Consider the following 22,629-nt stretch of genomic DNA (forward strand, 5'->3'; position numbering starts at 1 on the left):
GCTATGACCCGAACGTCAGGCTCGGCCACACCATCTCGAGTTCGACCGCAATCGACTTCGCGAGGCCATCGAGATCGGGAAACAGCGACGCGTTCGTGATGTTCATCCGGTATAGCCAGCGCATCGCATCGCTGCGCAGGCCAGGCGGCAGGATGATCTTGCGCAGCAGTTCGGCGTCGCTTTCGTAGTCGTCGAGAATCGCATGCAGCGGCCGGTCGATTACGCCAGGCACGACGAACGTGCCCGATTGCGCAATCAGGCGGCCGTCCATTTCGGAGGGCTCGCCGAACCAGATCACTTCGTTTTCGTTGCTAAGGAAATACCGCTCCAGATTGCCTTTCACGCGCGGATCGAGTTCGTCGCGCGTCAATGACGGCGCTGCCTTCGGGCGTGCGCTATTACGCCATAGCGCCGGCGTGTTCAACGCAAAGATCGCGGCATCGGTCGTCGTCCGCTCGAGTGCGAAAAATGCGGCAACGAACGGCGACTTCGTGAAATCGAGCAGCCGCGTCGGCGCGCCATGATGTTGCATCAGGCTCAGGCAACGTAGATCGTCGTTGAGCAGTTCGGGGTTCGACAGGTAATTGTGAGCCTTGCGCCGGAAAATGCGAATCGCGCGCGCTTCGCGCGCCTGCCATTCCGAGCGGTCCGCGACGTAAGCAAGAAGATAGCGCGACAACGAACTTTGCAGATGCCAGCGTGCGTCCGGTTGTCCGCGAAAAGCCCAGCCGTCGAGATCCAAACACAGGTCGACGAACGCGCCCCAGCTCGAGATGACCATCGTTTCCATCGCGCCGCTTGCCTCCGCGTAAAGCTTTCAACGGTCACAGACTATTCGCTTTAGCCTGATTCGGCGCGAGTATAGAAGGCAATTGTTTCGGTCGTGCGTAAATTTTCAATCGTGTGGCCGGTCAAACGCGGCCGAGCGCGGCTTGCGGCAAAGCGAGTTGTCGCCGCAAGCGCCGGCTGCCGTGCTCAACAAGCCTCAGAACAGCACCAGCGTGCGCAATTCGATGCTTTTTCGCGGCAGCGCATCGGCCGGCGAGGACGGATCTTCGAACGCGGTGTGCGCGGTCAATCGGGCGATTCCGTCTTCGGTCGAATCGAAGATTTTCAGCAGCACGACTTCGCCCGGTGTCATCCGCGGAAAATAGTACCAACGGTGCTGCGCGTTATGAGCGAACGTGTAAACCTCGCCGCTCGTGCCGTCCTGGCGGTGCAGATCGGTTGGGATCAGGTCGCCCGGCGCGATGCTGCGCGCATCGCACATCGCGAGCGGCGACGACTCGACCGGTGCGACGATCGGGCGCCACAGGTTGATGATCGCCGTGCGTCCTTCGAGCCATTCGTCGGCTTCGTCGGCGGGCGCGAGTTCGCGGACGCGGCGCGGTCCCGAGACGAAGGTCTGATCGTTGTGGATCGTCTTCACCGGCTCGTGGCCATTGCCTGGCCGTGTCGCCGGATCGGCATCGCGCAGCGTATGGTCGAAAATGACGCCACGCCGTGCGCCGGTCAGCCGCTTGATCAGCTCGATCGATTCGGGGTAGTACACCGATTCGATCATGCGCGCGTCCGAGAAGTCATCGAGTGCGCTCTTATGCGCGTGCAGTTCGAAGCCGTTGCGGTCGAGCGACAAGCCGCCCGGCGGCGCCGCGACGCGCGCATTGACAATCGGCACGCGATGCGCGCGGTAGATGCCGCCCTCGCGCGGTACGCCCGTCGGCGGATCATACATATAGCGATAGGGCCGCTGGCCGTCAGGCACCAGATAGTTCAGGTCGGCCTCGACCATGACAGGTTGATCGATGACGATGTCGCTCATGGGTATTACTCCGTCCTTGCGAAAAACAGATTTTGCGTGCCGCGTGTTATTCGGGCGGCGGCAGCTCGCCGGCGAGATGAAACATCTCGAACGTGTAACCAAGGTTGAAATATCCGGCGCACGCATAGGCTGCGACGCGTTCGAGGCGCTCGGCCTCGGAGCGAGTCGAGCGCTCGCGCGTCGATGAGTCATCCGCCTCATCGGCTCGCAAACTTAGGGGAGAAGTTGCAACGCCGCGGATCGCGGCAGCACCGTCCGATTGTCGAAAAAGCTTTGATCGACGGAAAAGCGGTCGACGAAAAATCGATGCAAGACCCGGCATGACAACCCTCCTACTTCCAGATGCGCTGATTCAACTAGCGAGCATGCTCAATGCAGACAGGCAGTCGCTTCAGCGATGCTTCGAACACGCAAATGGATTGCGTGCCGCCATCTGCATGATCGATACGCCTGGCTTGGCTGGCTAGTTAAACTTCGACACCGCGGAGGGGCAATGTGATTCCACGCTTGGCGAAAAACGCAAGCTCATGCGTGGGTGATGAATGAATTTTCTAAAGCGGACTTGCACGACGGGGGCGGTGCGTTAAGGCACATATTAGAAGCGGTGAACGCTTCCTTGTGGTTTAAGCGTGCTGCTTCAACGAGATTTGAGGATTTCGTGTTCTGGTTGCGGCGCGAAAAGCACGAGTGCGCGCGAGCTTACGGGAATTCATGCAAGCTCGCGCGGGATTTCGCAATCTCAAGGAAGCGATGCGGGAGCTAGGCGACGGCCTGAAGCAAGCCATCGCGCACCAAACCGGCGAGCGACTTGCGATCGATCTTGCCGACCGCCGTCTCGGGAAGCGCATCGACGAAATACACTTCGTGCGGCACATAGATGCGCGACAGTCTGCGGCGTACCGAATCGCAAATATCCTGTGCGTGCAGTGTCGAATCGTTGCCGGCCACTACGACTGCAACCGGAACTTCCCCGAGATCGTGATCGGGCTTGCCGACCACGCAGCAGGCCCGCACGTGCGTCTCGCTGACAATTACGTTTTCGATCAGCAATGGCGAGAGGTTTTCTCCACCGCGAATGATCACATCCTTGATGCGGCCGGTGACATACAGATACCCGTCCTCGTCGAAGCGGCCGAGGTCGCCGGTACGCAGCCATCCATCGGTGACCGTGCGCGCCGTCGCGTCTTCCGCGCCGAGGTAACCGGTCATCACGCTACGTCCGGCGATACAGATTTCTCCCTCGACACCGGGCGCGTCCGTCATCGTGTCGTCGGCTTGCCGCAGCTGAACCGACTGCCCGCGCAACACGGTGCCGACCGAACCGATGCGGCGTGCGTGCGGCGGGTTCATCGTGCTCGTACAGGTTGCTTCCGACAGTCCGTACGAGACGATGAGCGGACAGCCGAGCTTCGCTTCCACCTCGCGGTGCAGCGCCTCGGTGATCGGCGCCGAACCGCATCGCGCGATCCTTAGCGATGCAAGCGCCGCCGGCGTGAACGTCTGCGACAGCATGCGTGAATACATCGTCGGCACGCCGGTGATGATCGTCGGGCGGTGCCGCTCCATCAACACAGGCATGTCGTCGGCGCGAAAGCGGTCGGCGAAGATAATCGTCGCACCTGTCAGCAACGGGGCGAATAACTGATTGTTCACGCCGTTCGTGTGATAGATCGGCATCACGTGCAGCAAGCGGTCTTGCGCTGAAAGGCCCGTGTGGGCGATTACGCCAAGCGCATTGTTCAACAGCGCGCGTTGCGTCAGTTCAACCGCCTTGGGGCGGCCGGTGCTTCCCGATGTGAACAGAAGCAATGCGGGCGTGCGTTCGTCGACATCGTGTTCGCATGTCGAGTCAGCCGTGGCTTCGGCTGCGGCGTACGCGCCGAGTTGCGCAACATCGATGGCGCGGATGGTGCCGCGCCCGTCGGGATCGCGCTTAAGCCCCTGTACGAGGTCGCTATTGGCGGAATCGAATACGAGCCCTTTCGCGCCGACCAGCGTCAATCGTTCATCGATCTCTTCCGCCGGCAGTTTAGGTTCGAGTACGCATGGACACAGCCCGCAACGGATGGCGGCAAGCAGAACCACGACCGCGTCGAGCGAGCGGCTCATTGCAATCGCCACTGCGTCGCTTCGCGCGAGGCCCTGCGCAAGCAGGCCGGCGGCGGTCGTTGCGGTGGCATCGGCGAGTTGCGCGTACGTGAATGACCGGTTGCCGTCGTCGAGCGCGGTCAAAGCCGCGACTTCCGGTTTGCTCCAGCACGCGGTGAGCGCCTCGGCCAGCGTTTGCGTGGCGCGATTTGCGGTGCTGGTCGTGCCGCGTTCCGTGTTCCGCGGCGAATCGGATTGCTTCAGCATCGTGCTTACCTCAGGCGAATGGCCGCGTCGTGTTCGAATTGCCCAGCGTGATCGAGCGCGCGCAGCGCCTCACGCTCACGTTGACTCGGCGGCCGAGTCGGTTCCGCACCGGTTGCATCGAATTCGAAGCCGGTGCGCTCACGCACTTCGTCGAGGCTCGATTCCGGATGCCACGACTGCAGCGCGAGCCGGTTATCGCGCTTCACGAATACCGCAATCGGTGTGACGACGCCATGCATGCCGCCCCACGACGTGACGAAATCGAGCTTCTGCACAAGGGTGCGGCGCGAATGTTCGGTGCGCCACGTGCATGCGCGACGCGCGGTCGGCAGCATCACGGCGCCGCCGCCGCCGCCGGGCAGGCGTACTTTTGGATGATCCCATTCCCCAATGCACGAGTTGTTCGCACAACCGCTTCCGTCGAGCTGTGCGGCGCCGAGAAAAGTCAGGTCCATGCGGCCGCGCGCGCAGAGGTCGTAGAAGTCTTCGTTCGCGAAGATCGAAGCCGAGCCTTCGGCCAGCACCGGGTCCGAACTCGACAGCGGAATCGACGACGGCGTAGGATTCACGCCGCCCGCGACGTTGATATAGACGAAGTCCCAATCGTAGGCGCGCTTGGCCATCAGGCACGCGAGCATCGGCAACGTCGAATTCACACCGCTGAAGGTGATCTCGTTCGGGCGGATGAAACGTGCGAGATTCGTGACGATATAGGAGAAGCCTGACCACGGTTCATGCATGATGCGCGCTCCTTTCTTCCGGCGCTTGAGCGAGGTGTGCGTCGAGCACCTGTTCGCCCGCGGGCAGATACGCCTCCACCGCGGCATAGTCGACTGCGTACTTCGGCCAGCACGACCCCGGCCACGCGCCGTTCGGAACGATTGCGTACGCTTCGACCATGAAGTAGGGAATCACCGTCAGCTCCGGCTGAGCCGAAAAATCTTCGTCCGAAATCTCTTCGGCGACGACGAGCACGCTCTTCGAAGCACGACTGATGATGCGGTCCCAGTGATACGTGCCGGCAATGCGGACATTGCCCTGTCTGTCGACGCTATTCGCGTGGACAACGGCAAAGTCCGGCGCGATTGCCGGAATCACCCACGTCGCAACGCCGCTGCCATACGGGTCTTCGATGCACTTCCAGTTGTTGATTCGTGTGAGGTCGCTGCCGTGCAGTCCGGCGCAAGGCTGAAACGGCACGCCGAATGCGGCTGCGCGCAAGCCGGCGGTCAGGCTCGCGCACGCGTGTTCTTCAAGCGCGAGCGCGCCGCTTTCGACCGCTTTGCGGTAGTACGGAGCAAGACCGAAATTGCCCTCCATCGCAACGATGCCGCAACGCGCGCGGCTCGCGACACCCGCGCGGCAGAGGATGTCGATGTCGTATCCCGGCGACTGCTTGATCACTTCGATGCCGCGCTTCTGCTGGCGAATCAGTTCGCGCACGAACGCGAACGGACCGCGATGCAGGAAGCTGCCGCCAAGGCCCAGCGATGCGCCATCGGGTACGCGTGCGACGAGTTCTGAAAGGGACACCTGCTTATCGGTGTCCGGAAAACCGGAAGTCATGACGTCTCCTTCTGCGGATGCTCACTGCGCGGGCTCGACGCGGGGTTTCGATAGGCATCGATGCGGCGCTTGAGACCAGGTTCGGCTGCCGAGCGGACGAGAGCGGCAAGATCGGCGTTCGCGTGGTCGTCGTGCATCGCCTCGCGCAGCGCATCGCCTAGCAGTGCGCGGCTAGCACCGGGCAGAGACGTGGCTCGCGCAACCGCATCCGCGATGACATGGTCGCGCTGCTCGGGCGACGCAACGCGCTCGACAAAACCGTTTCGAACCGCACGGTCGACATCGAACGTTTCGGATGCCTCGAGGATACGCTTTGCTTCGTGCGAACCTACAATGCGCGCAAAGCGGCCCGTACCCAGTACGAGCCCGAATTGCAGCCCTGGCATGCGGAACGTCGTACCGGGCGCCGCGACGCGCATATTGCATGCGGCGATCAGGTCCACGCCCGCGCCGAAATTCTTGCCGTGTGCAAATGCGACCGTCAACGCCGGCGACGCGGCAACGCGCTGCAACAGCGTTTCGATACGTACGAATCGCAACAGCAGGTCGCCTTCGCTCGCTTGATCGACGTCGGTCATATCGAATCCGGCGCTAAAGCAGCGGCCCTCACCTTGCAAGACCGCGGCCGGCACATTCGATGCGGCGATTTCGTCGAAAACGGCGATCAACTGTTCGACGAGTTCGGCCGACAAGGCATTGTGCTTTTCCGGCCGTTTCAGCGTAATAGACCAGTATTCAGGGTACTTTTCAATTGCCAGCAGGTTCATGCTTCGACCTCGCTTGCCGCACCGGCGAGCAGCTCGCGATTGTGTTCGCCAAGCGCGGGCGGACGCATACGGATGGGTGGCGTCTCGCCGGAAAAGCGCACGGGCGACGCGAAAGTGCGCGTTTTCACGCCATTCGGCAATTCGAGCGGTTGAACCCATGTCATATGCGCGACCTGTTCGTCCGCAAGGACCTGCGAATAGGTATTGATCGGCGCGCACGGCACGCCTGCCGCACGAAACCGTGCAATCCACGTTTGCGCGTCCGCCGATGCGAAAATGCCTTCGAGAATGTCTCGCAGTACGACCTGATGCTGCGCCCGCAAGGTTGTCGTGGCAAAACGGTCGTCGGCTTCGAGATCGCTTCGTTCCACGACCTGGCATACCGAACGCCACAGCGCGTTGTTGCCTGCGGCCATGCCGAACCACGTGTCGCGCGCTTTGAACGCCTGGTACGGTGCATTGCGCGGATGCGCGGAGCCGAGTTTCACCGGATCACGGCCGGTGCCGAAGTATTCGGACGTCTGCAGTGCGGCGATTGCGAGCGTCGCGCCAAGCATCGGCACATCGATATGGGTGCCGACGCCGGTGCTTTCGACACCACGCAAGGCCGATGCGACCGAGAAAGCGGCATAGAGCCCAGCGGAAAAATCCGCGAGCGGTACGCCGCATTTGACCGGTGCGCCATCGGGTTCGCCCGTGATGCTCATGATGCCGCTCATCGCCTGCACGGTGAGATCGAAACCGCCTTCCTGCGCACGCGGGCCCGTCTGGCCATACGCGGAGATCGAGCAATAAACGATGTGCGGTACGAGCTTGCTGATCGCTTGGTAGCCGAGACCGAGCCGGTCCATCACGCCGGGACGGTTGTTTTCGATCAACACGTGCGCGGTTCGAATCAAGGCTTTGGCCTGCTCGATATCGGCTGCGTCTTTCAGATTCAGCGCGACGGATCGCTTGTTGCGATTCAGCGACGCGAAGTTTTCGCTGTAGCCGTCGGAAATCGGCGGCCACGCACGCAGCGTGTCGCCGCCTTCCGGATGTTCGACCTTGATGACATCCGCACCCATATCGGCAAGCAGCATGCCGCAATACGGCCCCGCCGCGACGTTGCAAAACTCGATGACCCGAATTCCCTGAAGTGGCAATTCCATCTCAACCCTCGCTGATTTGCCCGATGTTCGTGCCGCCTGACCCGGCACCCTGATTAGTGCATTTGCGAATGCGGTGTTGCGCGGTTCCAGGGAATTCCCCTGGATGCAGCGTTGCCGCTTGACCTCATTTTGCAGCGGTGCGAGGATCAAGTAAACCAAAATTTGAGAACACATTCCTGAATTTTAGGAAACTAAATTCGATTCGGAGAGAGACACAGATGGCGACGCACCCAGCGCCCGACGCGCGAGCAGGAACCGTTTTTCGCGTGGTAAGCGGAAATTTCCTCGAGATGTACGACTTCATGGTCTACGGCTTTTATGCGTCATCGATCGCGAAGGCCATGTTTCCCAGCGATAACGAGTTCATTTCGCTGCTGCTGTCGCTTGCAACGTTTGGCGTCGGATTTCTGATGCGGCCGCTCGGCGCAATCGTGCTGGGCTCGTATATGGACAAGCACGGGCGGCGCGCGGGCCTGATTCTTACGCTGACCCTGATGTCGGTCGGCGTGCTGCTCATTGCAGTCACGCCGAGCTATGCGTCTATCGGTTCGCTCGCGCCGGTGCTGGTCATTGCGGGCCGTTTGCTCCAGGGGTTCTCGGCCGGCGCCGAATCAGGCGGCGTGTCGGTGTATCTATCGGAAATTGCCCCGCCCGGACGGCGCGGCTTCTATGTGTCGTGGCAGTCCGCGAGCCAGCAGATCTCCGTGCTCATCGCGGCCATTCTCGGTGTCGTACTGCGTTTCACGCTGTCGGCCGAACAAATGGACGCATGGGGATGGCGCATTCCGTTTCTGTTCGGCTGCTCGATCATTCCGGTGCTGTTCTGGATTCGCCGCTCGGTGCAGGAATCACACGTGTTCAAGGCGCAAAAGCCGCAATCGGTCGGCGATATCTTCCGGTCGCTTGCGACGAACTGGAAGATCATTCTCTGGTCGACGATGCTCGTTACGCTTACCAGCATCATGTTCTACCTGATCACCGCCTATACGCCGACCTATGGACGCGCCGTGCTCGGCCTCAAACCGATCGATACGTTCTGGGTGACGATCGGCGTCGCGATGACGACCTTCGTGATGATTCCGGCAATGGCTGCGGTGTCCGACAAGGTGGGCCGCAAGCCGATGCTCGTCAGCGCCTCGCTGATCATCGCGCTCGTGTCGTATCCGACCATGAGCTGGCTCGTCAGCGCGCCTTCGTTCGGCACGCTGCTCGCGGTCGAGGTCGGCTTCGCTGTGCTCTATGCAACGTATCAGGCGTCACTTGTCGTCACGCTAACGGAAATCATTCCGCCGAATGTGCGCGGCACCGGCTTTTCGCTTGCTTATAGCCTGTCGCAAGCGATTTTCGGCGGCTTCACGCCGGCGATCTGCACGCTGCTGATTCACACGACGGGGAACAAGGCGGTGCCCGGCGCGTGGCTTTCGATCGGTGCGCTGCTTGCGCTCGTCGCCACGCTGGCTGTCGTGCGCGGCGACAAAAACCGTGTGAGGGAAATATCGACGGTTACGTCGTGAGTTCTTCCATGCGGGCGGTCGTGCTTGCCCACACTTCGCTGGCCAGAATGCGTGATAGACTTCCTATTATTTAGGAAGTTAATATGGACAAGACACTGCTCAAAGGTCTCGTCGTTCTCGAGGCGGTCACCGACCTCGAGAACCAGCCGAAGACAATCGAAGAATTGGCGACGCGTGTCGGGCTCACACGCAGCAATGCGCATCGCACGTTGCAGACGCTGATTCACGCCGGCTACGTCGAGCGCGACGAACAGGCCGGCGGCTATCGCGGCACGATCCGACTGTTCGAATTAGGCGCGCGCCAGCTGGCGCAGCTCGACGTGCGCAGGGTTGCGCTACCGTTGATGCGGGCGCTTGCCGAGCGTACCGAAGAAACAGTGCATTTATCGGTGCTCGACGGGCTCGACGTCGTGTACGTCGAGAAAATCGACAGCGCGCAGCCGATTCGCGCCTATTCGATGGTGGGCGGACGCGGTCCCGCCTATGCGGTGGCGACGGGCAAGGCATTGCTTGCGTATCAGCATGACGGCTACCTCGATGGCTACGCGAAGCAGTTGACGAGGCACACGGCCGCAACGATCACATCGCTGCCCGCGCTCAAGGCGGAGTTGCAGAAGGTCGTGCGCGTCGGGTACGCGGTCAATAACGGGGAGTGGCGCGAAGGGGTCGGCGGTGTGGCCGCGACGGTGTTCAACGGGCTTGAGCAGCCGATCGCGGCGGTGGGCATTTCGGGACCGCTCGAGCGGCTCACCGCGCGGAAGATGAAAGAGTTCGCGCCTGATGTGGAGGCGTGCGCGCTTAAGATTTCGCGCGCGATGGGGCATCGGGGGGCGGGGAAAAGTTAGGCGGCCGCGACCCGAACCGCTGTGCGGCCACCGCGTCATCGGCGTTCATGTGCTGCGACTCTGGATATCCTGCACGAGCTTTGCCACCTGGTCGGCACTCGCCCCTCTTACCCGCGCGTTGACGCGCGTAGTACCGAATCCGACGAACAGTACAATTTCGTTCGGCGCCGGCGCACCCGGCACCGACACCGCGATGCCGTCCATTGCGTCGTAATCCCAGGCATCATCGGCGCCGCCGAAAATCAGATCGATCGTGGTACCTGCAGCACCGAGCTTCGCGTTTCCAGGAATCAGTGCGGGGCCCGCTCCGAGTCCTGTACGCATCGCGAGGCCGAGCCTCGGATGGATGAGCGCCGCGCCGTGCTCCGATTCTCCGTTCGTGCCGACCAGAGCGGCCTTGCCATACGCTCGCGGACGCGCCTCGCCCGCGAATCGTTGCAACGCCTTTTGTGTTAGCAAAGCGCCGATTTCGACGGAAATTTCGGCGAGATGCGTGAGCGCTTCGCCGGACGCGGCACCCTGACCCGCATAGGGATTGGCAAACACCGCGGCAGCTACGACATGACGCGATGGCTGACCTGCGACGCGGCCCGCTTCGCTGAGCGTTTCGCGTTCGATGACGTACGTCTGACGGATCGAGGAAATTGCGGACGATGTCTCCATTTCTTCTTCTCCCATGCGTAAATGAACGGTCGGGGGCGGCGACCGCTCATGCGGTCGCCCGATTGAAGAATATGGCGAAACGCCGGGCGTGTCAGGTCACAGCCGTAGCAGGCCCTGGACCGATCTACCAGTCTGTTCCAACTTTCGGCGAACGCGGCCCGTAAAGCAGTCCATCGGGCGGACCTGCTTTTAGAAGACGATTCGCGGCAAGCGCGGCCACATCATGGCTTTCATCGGTCACGTTGTGTGCCACCTGCTTGACGGCCGCCTGAACGAGCGCAACGATAATGCCGCCGCCCACGTTCACATTGCCGCCGAGTTCCTTGCCACTCGCGCTGGCAGAGCCGACCCAAAGCGTATCGCCCGTTCGCAGATCGACCATCTTCGCCGATGCGGAAACAATGGTGGTGCTGTCCACCACCTGATAAACCGAACCGTATTTCGTCACTTTCGGGTAGATAACCGCGTCCGCGCCGAAATACTCGCGAAGTTTATCCATTGACACTGCCTGGATGTCGTTTGGCGTCGTCAGGCCGTTTTGCCTGAATGTCTCTTCCATCACAGCGACCGGGACGACGTAATAGCCGGCTTCGGCAACAGGCAGCGTCATTTGCGAAAGCAGGCTATAGCCGGCCGCGGTATCGTTCGTGTCGTTGACGGGCGGCAGGATCAGTACGCTTCGAGGCTGGCTTTTTCTGAACGCGGTGTAGTCGACGTGCCGCTTAGGCACCGCACAGCCTGCAAGCAGCACTGCGGCGAGCATGCCGCAGACAAGTGTAAGAAAAAAGTGGCGGCGCATGATTGATGTCCTCGGGTTATTTGTTCTTGGCCAGGAAGTCCATGAAGGCAGACGACTCAGGAAACGCCGCTTTCTCGGCGGCGAACTCCTTCATTGCCTTGCCGTCATCACCCACGGACGCGTAGAGCATGCCCAGGTGCGCGTAAAAACCAGGCGGCGGGTGATTACCCTTGGCCGCGATTTGCTCGCGCGCCTTTTCCATCCCGTCGATCTGCTCTTGCGGCGACTTCACGTTCTTGAAGTACGCATAGACTTCCGGCTGATACCCGGTCCATTGGTAGAGCGGCGGCGTCGCGTTCTGATTTGCACAGCCCGTCAGCACGACTACGCTACCCAATGCAAGCGAAAGCAGCGAATCCCGTAAAGTGATTTTTCTCATCTTCATATTAGTTAGGCATTCGAATTTTATTGAATCGACTTCGCCGAGCGGTGCTTTTCGGCGGTTGTGGCCGGGGAACTACATTTTCAGCGTGCCGGCATCGACCTGTTCGAGCAGATGCCGCACAGCCTCGCGCATGGCGAGCTCGAGCACCTTTCCGTTCAACGTGGAGTCGTAGCTCGCCGTTCCGCCAAAGCCGATAATCTCGCGGTTCGACAGGCTGTATTCCCCGGCGCCCTGGCTCGATGCGATGACTTCCGACGTAGAGGTGTTGACGACGTTCAGGCTCACTTTCGCGTAAGCAACCTGCTGCTTGCCGCGACCGAGGATCCCGAACAGTTGCTGATCGCCGACTTCCTTACGGCCGAACTCGGTCACGTCGCCCGTGATCACGAAATCGGCGCCCTTGATGTGCAGCGCTTTGTTGGCGAATCCCGCTTCCTGCTGGATCTCTCCGAGATTGTCGCGATCCAGTACGTTGAAGCGCCCTGTTTGTTGCAACGACGTCACAAGAACGGTCTTTGCCTGACTGCCCAGGCGGTCGACACCATCGGAGAAGATGCCTCGCATATAGGTCGAGCGGTTGTCGAATTTCCCAACCGAGACCTTGATGAGGCTTTGCGCCGCAGATGCTTGAACGGGAACAGGCGCAGGTACCGACAGCGCCTGAGACGATTCCGTTGCACACCCAGCCAGGCCAGATAAAGCCACAACGGACGTTGCGATTAACCTTGATCTTATTTGCATCATCGCTTCTTTGAGTTTTGGTCTGTTTCTTTTGCTGCGCGATTTCGAACTTCGACAAGCACGGCAAACGTTTCCGCAAGCACATCCGCTAGTCCCCGCCCAACGAATGCACCTGGCCTTTGCGAGCGATCCAAATGACATAAGCAGTTCATGCCAATTCGGGAATGCTCGTTGCAGGTCAACCGTAATGATAAAAGAAAGCGGGCTGTGCGGAAATGCACAATTCTCTACTCGCAATCGGAGGGTTCGTACGCATTGCGTGAAAACGATCGATCGCGAAATAGATTGTAGAGCTAACTAAATAAAATGTCGTCGTATGCTGCTTAAGCAGCAATCGTCAGGGAAGGAAACCGAGAAATGAGGCGAGCAAAAAGCGGCTGGGGAAGCCGTTGACACGCTTGCAAAACTTGGTGGGCCGGGTGGGATTCGAACCCACGATGTCCTTTCGGAGGCGGATTATGAGTCCTCGCGCAAATTTATAATAATCAAATAGTTACACCGAATTTTGTTCCGCAATTGCTCAAAATAAAGGCCTCTCAAAGCCGCTTGCCACTTGGGGGCGCGAAGAATTGCGGAACGATTTTAGCGCGTGGGGCCGACCTTATCGCCGCGCCTCTTCCTCACGTAGTGCTCGGTCATCGTGATCGATCCGTGGCCCAGCTGCTGCTGTGCTTGGCGAATGTCGGTCGCGTCGGTTTTGTCGGTGCCAGCCTTCGCGCGCAGATCGCGGAACTGGAAGTCCTTCGCCGGAATGCCAGCCGCAGCGCGCGCTGCGCGGAACCGGTACTGCAGCGTGCGCAGCGTCATGCGCTGCCCTGTCTCGGTCACGACGAGCGCCGTGCTGACGACCTTGTAACCCGCTTTTCGAGCCTTGATCCTGTCGATCACCGCCTTGAGCTCGCCGACGACCTCCATTCTCAGCTTCTTGCCCGTCTTACCCTGTCCGATGAACAGGTAGCCGTCCCGGATGTCCCGCTCGTCGTAGTTGAGCGTGTCCTGAGGCCGCTGGCCAGCCAGGTATGCGAGGTCCATCGCGTCGCGCGTTGGCTCGTCGGCATGCGCGTACACGCGCGCATACAGATCGTCCTCGACATAGACGTCGCGGCCGTCCTCACTGTTCTTCTTCACACCCAGACAGGGGTTCGGTGCCTTCGTGAGACCGATCTCGCGCGCATTATTGAAGATGTGGCTGAACAGCGCGATCTCCCGGTTCGCTCGCACGTGCCCCGCGTCCTTCGGAACAGGCTGCTTCTTCGCCTCGAACCAGGCAACAGCCTTCTGGTGACGCCAGCGCAGGTATTGCTTGATGTGGACAGGCTCGATCTCGTCGAGCGGCGCATCGCCGAAGAACTCGCGCAGGAAAATGAGCTCCTTCAGATTGTCGCTCTGCGTGCGCGGCGCCTTTGTCGGCAACACATCGCGTATGTAGATGTCGGCCGCGTCTTTGAACGTCGGCGCGGCCGCCGCCGGCGCCTGTGTCTGCTCGAGTTCGGACCAACGGCGCACGGCCAGCACAAAGTCGGTGCCGAGCGACTCTTCGCGCCGCGGCTTACCGCCCCAGTCGTAGTAGTAGTACGTCACCTTTCCGCGCGGCCGCGCGCGCATGCGCGGTGGCAGGTTCAGGTTGACAGTAGGCTTCCGGCCCATAAATCACCTTAGCGAGAGCACTTTCGGCTGCCATTTCGGACGCGGCTGTTCGTCCGCCCGCGCACCGCCTTCGATCGCAGAGCGGGCGATGATCGGGCGCCCACGCGCATTCGTCCAGAACGGAATACCGGAGGTGCGCAGCCATTCTATCTGCAGCTGCTCGCGCGTCTTGCCGCCGCGGCCGACGCGAATTCCTGAGAGCTCTTCCACCTCTTCGGGCGTCAGAAACGTGTCGCTCAAATTCCACCTCCCGCGAAAGAAAAAGGCTGCGGCCGCGTGCGGCCCCATTCCCGCCGCAGGCAAAATCGGTGCGCGCCACAGTCGCTCAGGATGCACCCGCGCTCGCCGGCGAGATCGCGGTCGGTCAGGTATTGCATGCGATCGCTCCAAGGTCGTGCATCTGCCGCAAATGTGAAGCGACTTCCTTCGGCACGTCAAAGAAGCCGAGAGCGCCCTTGCACGCCACGAACGGCACCGGCCGCGTGTCCACGAGATGGAAACCGAAACATCCATCCGCGTGCCACTTTGACGATCGATGCATGGACTGGATGCACGCATCGATCGTTGCTGCGCCCACGATGCCCCCGCGTTGAAGCTGCTCGAACGGTGGCAGTTCGATGGTCGGGCCACCGCACCAATACAGCGGATCTTCGGCGTCCTCGTACTCGGCGCGCGTCATGCCCTTGGCCGCGTGAATGAGCACGCGGCCGCGAAACCTAGTCGGCCAGCTGCGGTTCTCAATGTCCTTCAGTTCGCCCGATGAAACTGCTGCCGCGCGCGCAGTACCTGTTAGATCCGGTCTCACGATGAGCCACGCCCACGGCTGGCGGATGGAAAGGGCCTTCATGCTAGGATTTGTCTCCTGATATGGAGGTCGCAATGAACAGCTCGGGTCTCATTAAGCACGCTGCATACGCCTTTAAGCGAGGGGATAGGGATTTCTGGCCAGCCATCGCCATTTTTTCGGTGGACGAGGATGGCAAGGAGGAGCAGCTGTTTTACGGGGAACCCGGCTACGGCAAAGGCTTTCGCGGCCCAGGTTTCGAAACTGAGGAAGAAGCGCTCGCGGCGGCGAGAGAGATCAGTGCGCCACACTTCTCGAACGGCGTTCTCATGGTCGCTTATCGCGGGCAGATCTATCCGGTTGCGCGACTGTAAGGATTTCTCGGGCTTTTTCACGCTGCGCCCTTCGGAAAGTCGTCGTGCGTGCGGCCGTCGAGGTGACGGCCGGCGAGCTTCTTGCCGACACGATCCATCAGCATTCGCCCGTCGAGCCTCACATTGCCGGCCGCTTCAAGGCGCGCACCATCGTCGAACGGCGGCACATAACCTTCGCTCATCAGCAGGAAATCGCCATTCGGCAAGACGCCAGCCGTATCCCGCAATCCAGCACGCTCGCCCCAGTCTTCGTCCGTCCACTCGCCCCACTGTTTGAATAAGAACGGAACGCCCGCAGCCGCGCACTGATCGCGCAGTGCGCGCGGCCACGATGGATGCATCGGCCGCGCGCCGTGGCCACTTTCGCCGCCGACGATGACCCATCGGACACCATGGCACCAGCCCCACGGCTTGGGTCCCGCTCCAATGTACGGCCGCAGATCGACCGGCCCCAGCAGCGGCTCCATGCTCACGAAATGCACGCGCGCTGGAATGGCGAGCAGCTTATCAATGTCGCGGTCCGCCTCTTCCTGATTGACGATCGTCGCGCCCAGCCAGACGTTGGGCCATGGCCACACCGGCCCGGCGGCATCTGCATCGCGCGCATCGTCGATCATTTGCCGTGCGTTGCCGATACGCTTCGTTAGCAGCAACCAGTCGAGGTTCGGTGTGCTGCGGATCAGGCGAAACAAATCCGCACGCCACGTCTGATCAACCGCGTTGTCGTATACGTCCGCGAGCGACGCGCAGAACACGCGCTGGCGGCGGCCATGCTGCGCGAAAAACTCGGCATGAGCCATGTTCCATTGCAGCGGCTTGCGCCAGTTCGCCGGCGACGTGCGGCGCCGTGGCGCACCCGGCCCCCAGTTGATCGCCGTACCGCCGCTAAAGCGCGCATTGCGCGCCTCGGCGTAGCAGTGGTCGCAGCCGGGCCCGACCTTCTGGCAGCCTTCCCATGGGTTGAACGTGTGGTCGGTCCATTCGATTTTGCTGTTCTCGCTCATACGGATTCACCTGCGCCGCGCGGCTTACGCTTGATCGTCAAACATACGGTGCCGTTGCGATACTGCATTGAACTATCGATGTACATCTGCTCGCCGAGGAGGATCTCGAAATCGAGAGGGCCCAGCTGCGCAGATTCGTCGCTATCTTCCTTCTGCACGAGTTCTGGCAGTGCCGAATGCTTCGGCTTCGCTGCCTGCTTCGCGCGAATCTTCGCCATCGTGGCTGGCGCGCTGATTCGCGCGAGCTCGATCTCGCCGGCGGCGTGCATATCGAGCCCGCTCGCGAGGCACAGCGCCGCGAGCGTGACCATCACGCCACCGACTTCTTGAACCGGCTCGCCAACAGGTCGCGACCACGTGTAATCGACGAGTGCATGCGCTTCCTCGCGCGTCATGCCGCAGGACTGGACCAGCTCACCAGCCTCTTCGAAGAATCGGTGGTTGCGCTCGAGCTTATCGGCCGCGATATCCGCGCCGAAGCATTCGAGCATCCACGGCTGCACGCGCGCCTGAAACGGCTCGTCTGCCGCAGCGGCTTGCGTTGACGCAGCGAGAGCGTATGAAACGAGTTCGACAGCTGCGGCGTAGGCTTCCCCATTCATGCTCGTGCCGCGTGACTTGATCCACTTGGCAACGATATTCGCGGGGTCGTCAGTCGCCTCGCTAAACCCAACAACAGGAGACGCGAAGCCCTGCAACGTCACAGGACCGGCGCGATGCCATTTCGGATCGCCGATTGTGAACGTTGCTGCTTCGTCGCTCGGCGCGACTGCATAGCGGCCGTCTTCATGGTCGTAAAGAACTGCAATCTGTGCTTTGATTCCCATTAGAAAAGCTCCAGTTGACTCGCGTCGATCAGCCGGTCTCTGTTCCACACCGAACGCCCGTCGAGCGTGTATCCATTAAGCCAGTAGGTCTTGCCGCGCTGGTGTCGCACTTCGCCGAGCACAGTTAGATGGAAATGCGGTTTAGAAGGTGTGTCGTCGCCGTCCAGCGACCGGACGTACTCAGGGCATGTGCACGGGCCATCGATCGACTTCACGATGTACGGACCCGTGTCATAGTTCGTCCGGACACGCATACCCACACGCAACGGCACGGCGTTAGCCACGAAGTACATGTCGGGTGATGCTAGAAATCCCATCGGGCAGCGCTTCGCCCTCGATCACCGTCTTTTCCTGCTGCATGAAGTCCGAGCCGTTCGCTCCGGATGCCTTGATGAAATCGACCTCGACCTTGGCGCTATCGACAAGAACGCGCGCTACATCGGCGACCGCGCGCGCACGATCTATCTCCATCGGGTTTTCGCGATTGCGAAGATCGGCCAGCGTGTCCAGCAAATGCTGACGAACGGTGTTGATGTTGTTGCTCACGATTGCTTCTCCTTCGCCTCGCGGGCGATGCGGTTGACTTGTCGCGTAATAGCGCCCTTCAGCTGCACCAGCTTCGCAAGCTCCGGGTCTTTGGAGCGAGGATGATTGCGCCGGGCCATCTCAGCACGGTGGACGAGCTCGAGGGCATCGATGGTGATTTTCTCGACGTCGGTACTGAAACGACCTTCGCGAAAGCACACCACGTATCCGTCCGGTATCGGACCATTTGCCTGTTCCCAGACGATGCGGTGAACGCCGGTCCATCTTTGAGCGGGAACGATCGACGGATCGTCCGTCACCGTTCGGCACAGATAGCCGTCTTTCACCTTTTCGGTTCCGATCGGAACGTAATTTCGAGCATCAGCCGCCGGGCGCCCCTTCTTGTACTGCGCCTTTCGGCAATTAGGATGGGTTCCAGTAAGTCCCTTCGTACCCTTGCTCCACGGCACATGTCCTGACTGGAATCTCGTCCCGGCACCACGACCATCGCCAGTGCGACCGGAGTCGTTGCCGACGTAAAACGCCTCGCTCTTCGATAGCCCGAGCTTCTTGGCACGCTTATAAATTTGCGTGACATGCAGCTTCAGATCATCGGCAATTGCCTGCGCGCGCTCGTCCGGATAGCGGCTCGTCAGGACTGCGTCTTCCTCCGGTGTCCAGACATGTCTGTACCGCTGCGTCGAACCGGGTTTTCGCTTCGTCATGATCTCGTGCCTCGGTAGGTCTTCGTGAGACCGTGGTTCACCGCATGCCCGCGGCCCCGCACCACATTCGCGAGCCGCGCGCGATCGTGATGACTGGCCGGTGCTTGCCCGTACAGACCGAAGTAGCTATTCGCCATAACGTGCACGTCAACGGCCGGCGCGTTCGCGACGCGCCGCACGCCTTCATTCACCGTGCGCCGCCGCGTCGACCGGCGCCACGGCTTGATGACGTGGCCGACAAAATCGACGCCGCGCTCGATCGGCTGCAGGATCGTCTTGTGTTCGTTCAGACGCACGCAGAGGCGTGCCAGCAGAAAGGCTGCAATGTCGGCGTGCGCGGCATTGAGCCAGTCGGGCGACTCGTGCAGGAACACGAAGTCGTCGACGTAGCGAACGTAGTGCCGCGCGCGCACGATGTGTTTCGCGCGCTGGTCGAGCGCGTCGAGGTAGACGTTCGCGAAGAACTGCGACGACAGATTGCCGATCGGCAGCCCAAGGTGCGCCGGCTGGTTCATGAGCCGCTTGTGCGCCGGCACGAGGTCGATCGATGCCGGGTCGCCGCGGAATTCGAAGTCGGTGCGTGGATCGTGCATCAGCACGGCGCCGGTCAGCCATTGCCAGAACGGATCGCTGATCTTCGCGAGCAGCAGCTCGGACAGAACGGTTTTGTCGATGCTCACGAAGAAGTTCGCGAGATCGCACTTCAGGTAATGAGCCGGGCGCGTCCAGTTCTGCGTGATCGAGCGGATCTTCGCCTCGAGTCGCTGCGCTGCGTACAGCGTGCCGCGCTCCTTGATGCATGCGCACGAGTCGGCAACGAAGCTGCGCTCGAACCGCGGGCCTATGCGGTTGTACAGCAGGTGATGCACGACGCGATCGCGAAAATCGGCTGCCCATACCTCGCGCGCTTTCGGTCGCGTGATGACAAAGCAGATCGACCGGCCGGGACGATACGAGCCGTCGAGCAGTTCGTCGTACAGGTCGCGCAGGTTGTGTTCCAGATTCGCTTCGAACGCAAGCGCGCTGGCCTTGTTCCGTTTGGTGCGTCGACAGTCGACATACGCTTCGACCAGTTCGACGAAATGAAACGCCTGATCTCCATTTTTCCAATCTGCGGACGGCCACGGCGCGAAGCTTGTTGTTCTTGTCGTTGTAGTTCTGGTTGCCGTTGTTGAAGTTCTGATACCAGGCGTAGCCGGATATATCGCACTATCTACGTCGCCCGATCGATTGCTCAATTGGGAAACTGCGCTGGACCGGTCCGCACGCCGGCGGACGGTATCCTCAATGCGCATGTCGGTGGCCTCGTGAGCCAGCGGTGCGACCAGATTGAAAGATCGCTCAGCCATGGGAGCCTTGACCTCCATGGAGCGGGCGATTGCTTGCAGCCTTCTTCCATCCGGTGGCCTGCTTGCCGATGCTCGTGGTCAGTTCGACCGCGCGAGCGTAGGAACCCTTGTCGACCTTGCGCTTGTTGAAACCGAGCCGAAGCAGCAGGTTGATCACCTGCAGGCGCTCGATGAGCTCGGTCAGATGCGGCGATTTGTCCGTCGCAACATTCGCGCGATATACGAGCACGATGATCTCGATGCACTCTAGATTAATCTTCTCGCCGATCGACCGCTTGAAGTCCCGCTGCATGTTCGTGACGACATCTGTCACGACATCCAGCAGGTCTTCTGCGGCGCGGTAGATCGGCAGTTGGGTGTGCAGGGCCACGATGGATTTAAATCGTTAAATTACTGAAGGAATAAATCTGCGGACGGCCACGGCGCGAAGCTCGCAGTCCTTGCCGTCGTAGCCCTGGCCGCCGCTGGTGAAGTACTGAAACCAGGCGGAGCCGGAATTGGATTCGTACTGCTCACCGGACCAGTACCAGGCCGATGCGAAAGCACTCTTGACGTTTGCGAACAGGAGCGACTGCTCGCGCCGCGTCGGCAGGTCGCCGCCCTGCTCGATGGCCCACTCGCGTGCCGCTTCCCACTGAACCGACTCTTTCTCGCCGGGTAGCAGGATCAGGTAGTGCGCGAGGCTGCCGTCGTCGTTCAGCACGGCGCCGGCGAAGCGCTCACCCGACGCGAGCGGAATCGCGGCCGCGGGGACGCGGTATTCGGTCGTCGCCTGCTTTTCGAAGGTGGCGATCATTTCGGCTACCTTCGCGTGCGCCGATTTGATCGCTTCAAGCGTGATCGTCATGCGATGCTCCGTTGAAAATGGATGAAGGGTTAAATCGACAATCTGCGGACGGCCACGGCGCGAAGCTCGAGGTCCTTGCCGCCGCAGGTCTGGCCGCCGGTGCCGAAGCCCTGACACCAGGCGTAGCCGGAATCCCACTCGACGTCATCGTCGGTCCAGTACCACTCCGGCTTCACGAGCGCGCGATGCTCGTTGTAGATGACGAGAGCGTCGAAGCGGTTGAACAGCACGCCGCCGACACTCTTTGCCCATTCGCGCTGTAGCTCGCGCGGCAGGCGCTCATCGTTCACGGCTACCAGCACCGTGTGCTCGACGTCACCGGTCTTGCTGACGCGGCCGTGCAGATAGACTTCGCCCTCGGCAAGCGGCGGAATTTGAATCTGTTGCATGTGTTCTCCTGAAAAAGCAGGGCGCTGAATAAAGCCGCCCCATCAAAACCGGCGCTCAGAAAACGCCGGCGGGAGTGATTCGAAAAAGCGGGCGTCATGTGGACCGCCCTTCCACAAGCGCCGCGGCTACGGGGAGCGCCGCGACGGACCACACAACCCTGCTAACGGGGCCGCCATTCGCTGCCGCGAATTACCCGACCCACCGGCTCAAGCACCAGCACCTCAGATTCCTTTTCCGAGCGGATCAGCGCACTCGCGCGCTTCTGCGCCTTGTCGAGCGAGCCGTGACGCTTCGGCTTCGCGTAACGTCCGACCGTCACGAACAGCGGCGACTTCGCGCCGATCGGACCCAGCGTCAGTTCGTCGATGCGCAGTTCGAGCGCCCTGGTGTTCTGGGTCAGCTTCGCGACATCGCTCTTCAGCGAGTCGTTCTCGACCTTCAGTTCGTCTCGATCGGTTTCGGCCTGCAGTCGCGCGCTCGACATTTCGTGGTACCGAGTGGTCAGGTCAGTAAGCTGATTCGTCAATGCGGCGACCTGGCGCTCGAGGGCGGCGCGCGCGTCCGGTTGCGCAGCAGCGGGCGGCGACGCGGGGGGCAGCGCGGGCGCAGCTGGCGCAGCAGTCGTCACGGCAGCGGTCGCCGGCGTGCGCTCGGCACGCGAGAGCCAGTAGTGGTACTCGTTGCCGGCGCCCTGCCTCTTCTCGCGCTCGACCACACCATCGTTAAGCATGTGATTGAGTTCGCGCGCGACGTCGAGCTGCGGCAGGCCGAGCTTGTGCGAGATCGTCTTCGCGGTGGACTGCTGCACAGTGCTGAGGTACTTCTCGATATCTGCTCTCACGTTCGTATGCTCCTGCGCGAGGTTGGGTTACTGCGCGTCGTCGCCTTGCTCTTCGTGCCAGCGCTTCCAGCCCTTCACCCACTCGATGCACAGCGCGCCGGCCATGACGGGGCAATCGCTCTGCGGCTTGCCATCGGCTGCCGCGTCGAAGCCCGCTTGTTCGGCCGCTTCGAGCTCCTCTTGCAACGGCTGGTGTTCGATCTGCCGCACATCGCCCGGGCCCGCGTCTACGACATCGCCGGTCGGCCCATTCATGCCGTCACCGTCCTCGGACGTGTATTCCTGGCCGAGGTCGAGGCCGCGTTGATCGCCTTCGCCCCTCACTTCATCCATGCCGGCGGTGTGGTCAGCGGAGCTCGCTACAACCACCAGCACCGCCTTGCTTTGCGCGTCATACAGCTCGTGCAACGAAGGTGCGTTCGCACCGAACTTGATGACCGCCTTAACGCCATCCTTGATGGTGATCTGATCGAGGTCACCCGCCACCACCGTGCGACCCGCGCTGGCCAGCGTGTGAACGGCCATCGCGATGTTCGATTGCACGCGTGCACGCAGGCGATCGATGACGTCGTTCTGCTTGGCCTCGGACAGCTTCGCCCAGACGTCGGGCAACAGCTTCAGTTCAAGCACGAGCGCCTGCAGAAGATCTCGACCGATCGTGTCGGCGGTCATGGCGCGGAAGTCTTGCGGTGCATTCATCAGGGTTCA

General features: G+C 61.2%; 29 protein-coding genes. 3 read left to right on the forward strand and 26 right to left on the reverse strand.

The window, feature by feature from the left end:
• Position 1 precedes the first annotated feature (1 nt).
• The 8 genes from BTO02_RS33005 to BTO02_RS33035 all read right to left on the reverse strand — a co-directional run bounded on the left by BTO02_RS33005 (position 2) and on the right by BTO02_RS33035 (position 7,661).
• The gene (locus BTO02_RS33005) at positions 2–790 is read right to left on the reverse strand and encodes an FRG domain-containing protein (RefSeq protein WP_075161140.1); all 789 of its coding nucleotides are present in this window, start codon (positions 788–790) and stop codon (positions 2–4) included.
• A gap of 195 nt (positions 791–985) precedes the next feature.
• Positions 986–1,822 (reverse strand): CmcJ/NvfI family oxidoreductase, encoded by an 837-nt coding sequence (locus BTO02_RS33010; protein ID WP_075161141.1) that lies wholly within the window; start codon positions 1,820–1,822, stop codon positions 986–988.
• 46 nt (positions 1,823–1,868) lie between these two features.
• Positions 1,869–2,144, reverse strand: coding sequence for a hypothetical protein (locus tag BTO02_RS34610; RefSeq protein WP_156884051.1), 276 nt, complete (start codon positions 2,142–2,144; stop codon positions 1,869–1,871).
• Between the two features lie 437 nt (positions 2,145–2,581).
• Complete coding sequence (locus tag BTO02_RS33015; protein ID WP_083615498.1) at positions 2,582–4,177, reverse strand: class I adenylate-forming enzyme family protein; 1,596 nt, start codon at positions 4,175–4,177, stop codon at positions 2,582–2,584.
• Positions 4,178–4,182: 5 nt separating this feature from the next.
• Positions 4,183–4,917: a CoA-transferase subunit beta gene (locus BTO02_RS33020; protein WP_075161142.1), complete on the reverse strand. Its 735-nt coding sequence runs from the start codon at positions 4,915–4,917 to the stop codon at positions 4,183–4,185.
• Positions 4,910–5,743: a CoA transferase subunit A gene (locus tag BTO02_RS33025; RefSeq protein WP_075161143.1), complete on the reverse strand. Its 834-nt coding sequence runs from the start codon at positions 5,741–5,743 to the stop codon at positions 4,910–4,912. Before BTO02_RS33025 ends, BTO02_RS33020 begins: the two co-directional genes overlap by 8 nt.
• A complete protein-coding gene (locus BTO02_RS33030; RefSeq protein WP_075161144.1) occupies positions 5,740–6,510 on the reverse strand; it encodes an enoyl-CoA hydratase/isomerase family protein in 771 nt (256 codons plus the stop codon). The genes BTO02_RS33025 and BTO02_RS33030 overlap by 4 nt, the downstream gene beginning before the upstream one ends.
• Positions 6,507–7,661, reverse strand: coding sequence for a CaiB/BaiF CoA transferase family protein (locus BTO02_RS33035; protein WP_075161145.1), 1,155 nt, complete (start codon positions 7,659–7,661; stop codon positions 6,507–6,509). The genes BTO02_RS33030 and BTO02_RS33035 overlap by 4 nt, the downstream gene beginning before the upstream one ends.
• Positions 7,662–7,879: 218 nt before the next feature.
• Between BTO02_RS33035 and BTO02_RS33040 the strand changes: the two genes are divergently transcribed.
• On the forward strand, positions 7,880–9,175 hold the full coding sequence (locus BTO02_RS33040; RefSeq protein ID WP_075161146.1) for an MFS transporter: 1,296 nt from the start codon (positions 7,880–7,882) through the stop codon (positions 9,173–9,175).
• Between the two features lie 83 nt (positions 9,176–9,258).
• On the forward strand, positions 9,259–10,020 hold the full coding sequence (locus BTO02_RS33045; RefSeq protein WP_075161147.1) for an IclR family transcriptional regulator: 762 nt from the start codon (positions 9,259–9,261) through the stop codon (positions 10,018–10,020).
• A gap of 45 nt (positions 10,021–10,065) precedes the next feature.
• Here BTO02_RS33045 and BTO02_RS33050 read toward each other — a convergent pair whose 3' ends face one another.
• The 7 genes from BTO02_RS33050 to BTO02_RS33080 all read right to left on the reverse strand — a co-directional run bounded on the left by BTO02_RS33050 (position 10,066) and on the right by BTO02_RS33080 (position 15,102).
• Positions 10,066–10,683, reverse strand: a complete 618-nt coding sequence (locus BTO02_RS33050; protein ID WP_075161148.1) for an amino acid synthesis family protein — start codon at positions 10,681–10,683, stop codon at positions 10,066–10,068.
• A 124-nt stretch (positions 10,684–10,807) separates the two neighbouring features.
• The gene (locus BTO02_RS33055; protein WP_075161149.1) at positions 10,808–11,482 is read right to left on the reverse strand and encodes a DUF799 domain-containing protein; all 675 of its coding nucleotides are present in this window, start codon (positions 11,480–11,482) and stop codon (positions 10,808–10,810) included.
• A gap of 16 nt (positions 11,483–11,498) precedes the next feature.
• Entirely contained in the window at positions 11,499–11,861 is a 363-nt protein-coding gene (locus BTO02_RS33060) for a DUF4810 domain-containing protein (RefSeq protein WP_075161622.1), read from the reverse strand.
• Positions 11,862–11,939: 78 nt separating this feature from the next.
• Complete coding sequence (locus BTO02_RS33065; RefSeq protein ID WP_442953475.1) at positions 11,940–12,611, reverse strand: CsgG/HfaB family protein; 672 nt, start codon at positions 12,609–12,611, stop codon at positions 11,940–11,942.
• 579 nt (positions 12,612–13,190) lie between these two features.
• The gene (locus BTO02_RS33070; protein WP_075161150.1) at positions 13,191–14,255 is read right to left on the reverse strand and encodes a tyrosine-type recombinase/integrase; all 1,065 of its coding nucleotides are present in this window, start codon (positions 14,253–14,255) and stop codon (positions 13,191–13,193) included.
• A gap of 3 nt (positions 14,256–14,258) precedes the next feature.
• The gene (locus tag BTO02_RS33075) at positions 14,259–14,495 is read right to left on the reverse strand and encodes a DUF4224 domain-containing protein (protein ID WP_232243613.1); all 237 of its coding nucleotides are present in this window, start codon (positions 14,493–14,495) and stop codon (positions 14,259–14,261) included.
• Between the two features lie 124 nt (positions 14,496–14,619).
• Positions 14,620–15,102 (reverse strand): ASCH domain-containing protein, encoded by a 483-nt coding sequence (locus tag BTO02_RS33080; protein ID WP_075161152.1) that lies wholly within the window; start codon positions 15,100–15,102, stop codon positions 14,620–14,622.
• A gap of 32 nt (positions 15,103–15,134) precedes the next feature.
• Between BTO02_RS33080 and BTO02_RS33085 the strand changes: the two genes are divergently transcribed.
• Positions 15,135–15,413 carry a hypothetical protein gene (locus BTO02_RS33085; protein ID WP_156884052.1) on the forward strand — a complete coding sequence of 93 codons (279 nt, stop codon included), beginning with the start codon at positions 15,135–15,137 and terminating at the stop codon, positions 15,411–15,413.
• Positions 15,414–15,430: 17 nt separating this feature from the next.
• On the opposite strand, the gene BTO02_RS33090 is transcribed toward BTO02_RS33085, so the two are convergent.
• The 11 genes from BTO02_RS33090 to BTO02_RS33140 all read right to left on the reverse strand — a co-directional run bounded on the left by BTO02_RS33090 (position 15,431) and on the right by BTO02_RS33140 (position 22,593).
• Positions 15,431–16,417, reverse strand: a complete 987-nt coding sequence (locus tag BTO02_RS33090; RefSeq protein WP_075161154.1) for a phage Gp37/Gp68 family protein — start codon at positions 16,415–16,417, stop codon at positions 15,431–15,433.
• A complete protein-coding gene (locus BTO02_RS34915) occupies positions 16,414–17,244 on the reverse strand; it encodes a hypothetical protein (RefSeq protein ID WP_075161155.1) in 831 nt (276 codons plus the stop codon). The genes BTO02_RS33090 and BTO02_RS34915 overlap by 4 nt, the downstream gene beginning before the upstream one ends.
• The gene (locus BTO02_RS33100) at positions 17,244–17,537 is read right to left on the reverse strand and encodes a hypothetical protein (RefSeq protein ID WP_156884053.1); all 294 of its coding nucleotides are present in this window, start codon (positions 17,535–17,537) and stop codon (positions 17,244–17,246) included. The genes BTO02_RS34915 and BTO02_RS33100 overlap by 1 nt, the downstream gene beginning before the upstream one ends.
• Positions 17,521–17,790 (reverse strand): hypothetical protein, encoded by a 270-nt coding sequence (locus tag BTO02_RS33105; RefSeq protein WP_075161157.1) that lies wholly within the window; start codon positions 17,788–17,790, stop codon positions 17,521–17,523. The genes BTO02_RS33100 and BTO02_RS33105 overlap by 17 nt, the downstream gene beginning before the upstream one ends.
• The gene (locus tag BTO02_RS33110; RefSeq protein ID WP_075161158.1) at positions 17,787–18,494 is read right to left on the reverse strand and encodes an HNH endonuclease signature motif containing protein; all 708 of its coding nucleotides are present in this window, start codon (positions 18,492–18,494) and stop codon (positions 17,787–17,789) included. Before BTO02_RS33110 ends, BTO02_RS33105 begins: the two co-directional genes overlap by 4 nt.
• Entirely contained in the window at positions 18,491–19,495 is a 1,005-nt protein-coding gene (locus BTO02_RS33115) for an RNA-directed DNA polymerase (protein WP_232243699.1), read from the reverse strand. Before BTO02_RS33115 ends, BTO02_RS33110 begins: the two co-directional genes overlap by 4 nt.
• Before the next feature lie 340 nt (positions 19,496–19,835).
• A complete protein-coding gene (locus BTO02_RS33120) occupies positions 19,836–20,213 on the reverse strand; it encodes a four helix bundle protein (RefSeq protein WP_075161159.1) in 378 nt (125 codons plus the stop codon).
• Between the two features lie 15 nt (positions 20,214–20,228).
• Positions 20,229–20,690, reverse strand: coding sequence for a DUF1566 domain-containing protein (locus BTO02_RS33125; RefSeq protein ID WP_075161160.1), 462 nt, complete (start codon positions 20,688–20,690; stop codon positions 20,229–20,231).
• A 29-nt stretch (positions 20,691–20,719) separates the two neighbouring features.
• Positions 20,720–21,079: a hypothetical protein gene (locus tag BTO02_RS33130; RefSeq protein WP_075161161.1), complete on the reverse strand. Its 360-nt coding sequence runs from the start codon at positions 21,077–21,079 to the stop codon at positions 20,720–20,722.
• A gap of 161 nt (positions 21,080–21,240) precedes the next feature.
• The gene (locus BTO02_RS33135) at positions 21,241–21,921 is read right to left on the reverse strand and encodes a hypothetical protein (protein ID WP_075161162.1); all 681 of its coding nucleotides are present in this window, start codon (positions 21,919–21,921) and stop codon (positions 21,241–21,243) included.
• Between the two features lie 27 nt (positions 21,922–21,948).
• Positions 21,949–22,593 carry an Rmf/CrpP family protein gene (locus BTO02_RS33140; protein ID WP_232243614.1) on the reverse strand — a complete coding sequence of 215 codons (645 nt, stop codon included), beginning with the start codon at positions 22,591–22,593 and terminating at the stop codon, positions 21,949–21,951.
• Positions 22,594–22,629: the final 36 nt, after the last annotated feature.

Source organism: Paraburkholderia sp. SOS3 (assembly GCF_001922345.1).
Taxonomy (GTDB): Bacteria; Pseudomonadota; Gammaproteobacteria; order Burkholderiales; family Burkholderiaceae; genus Paraburkholderia.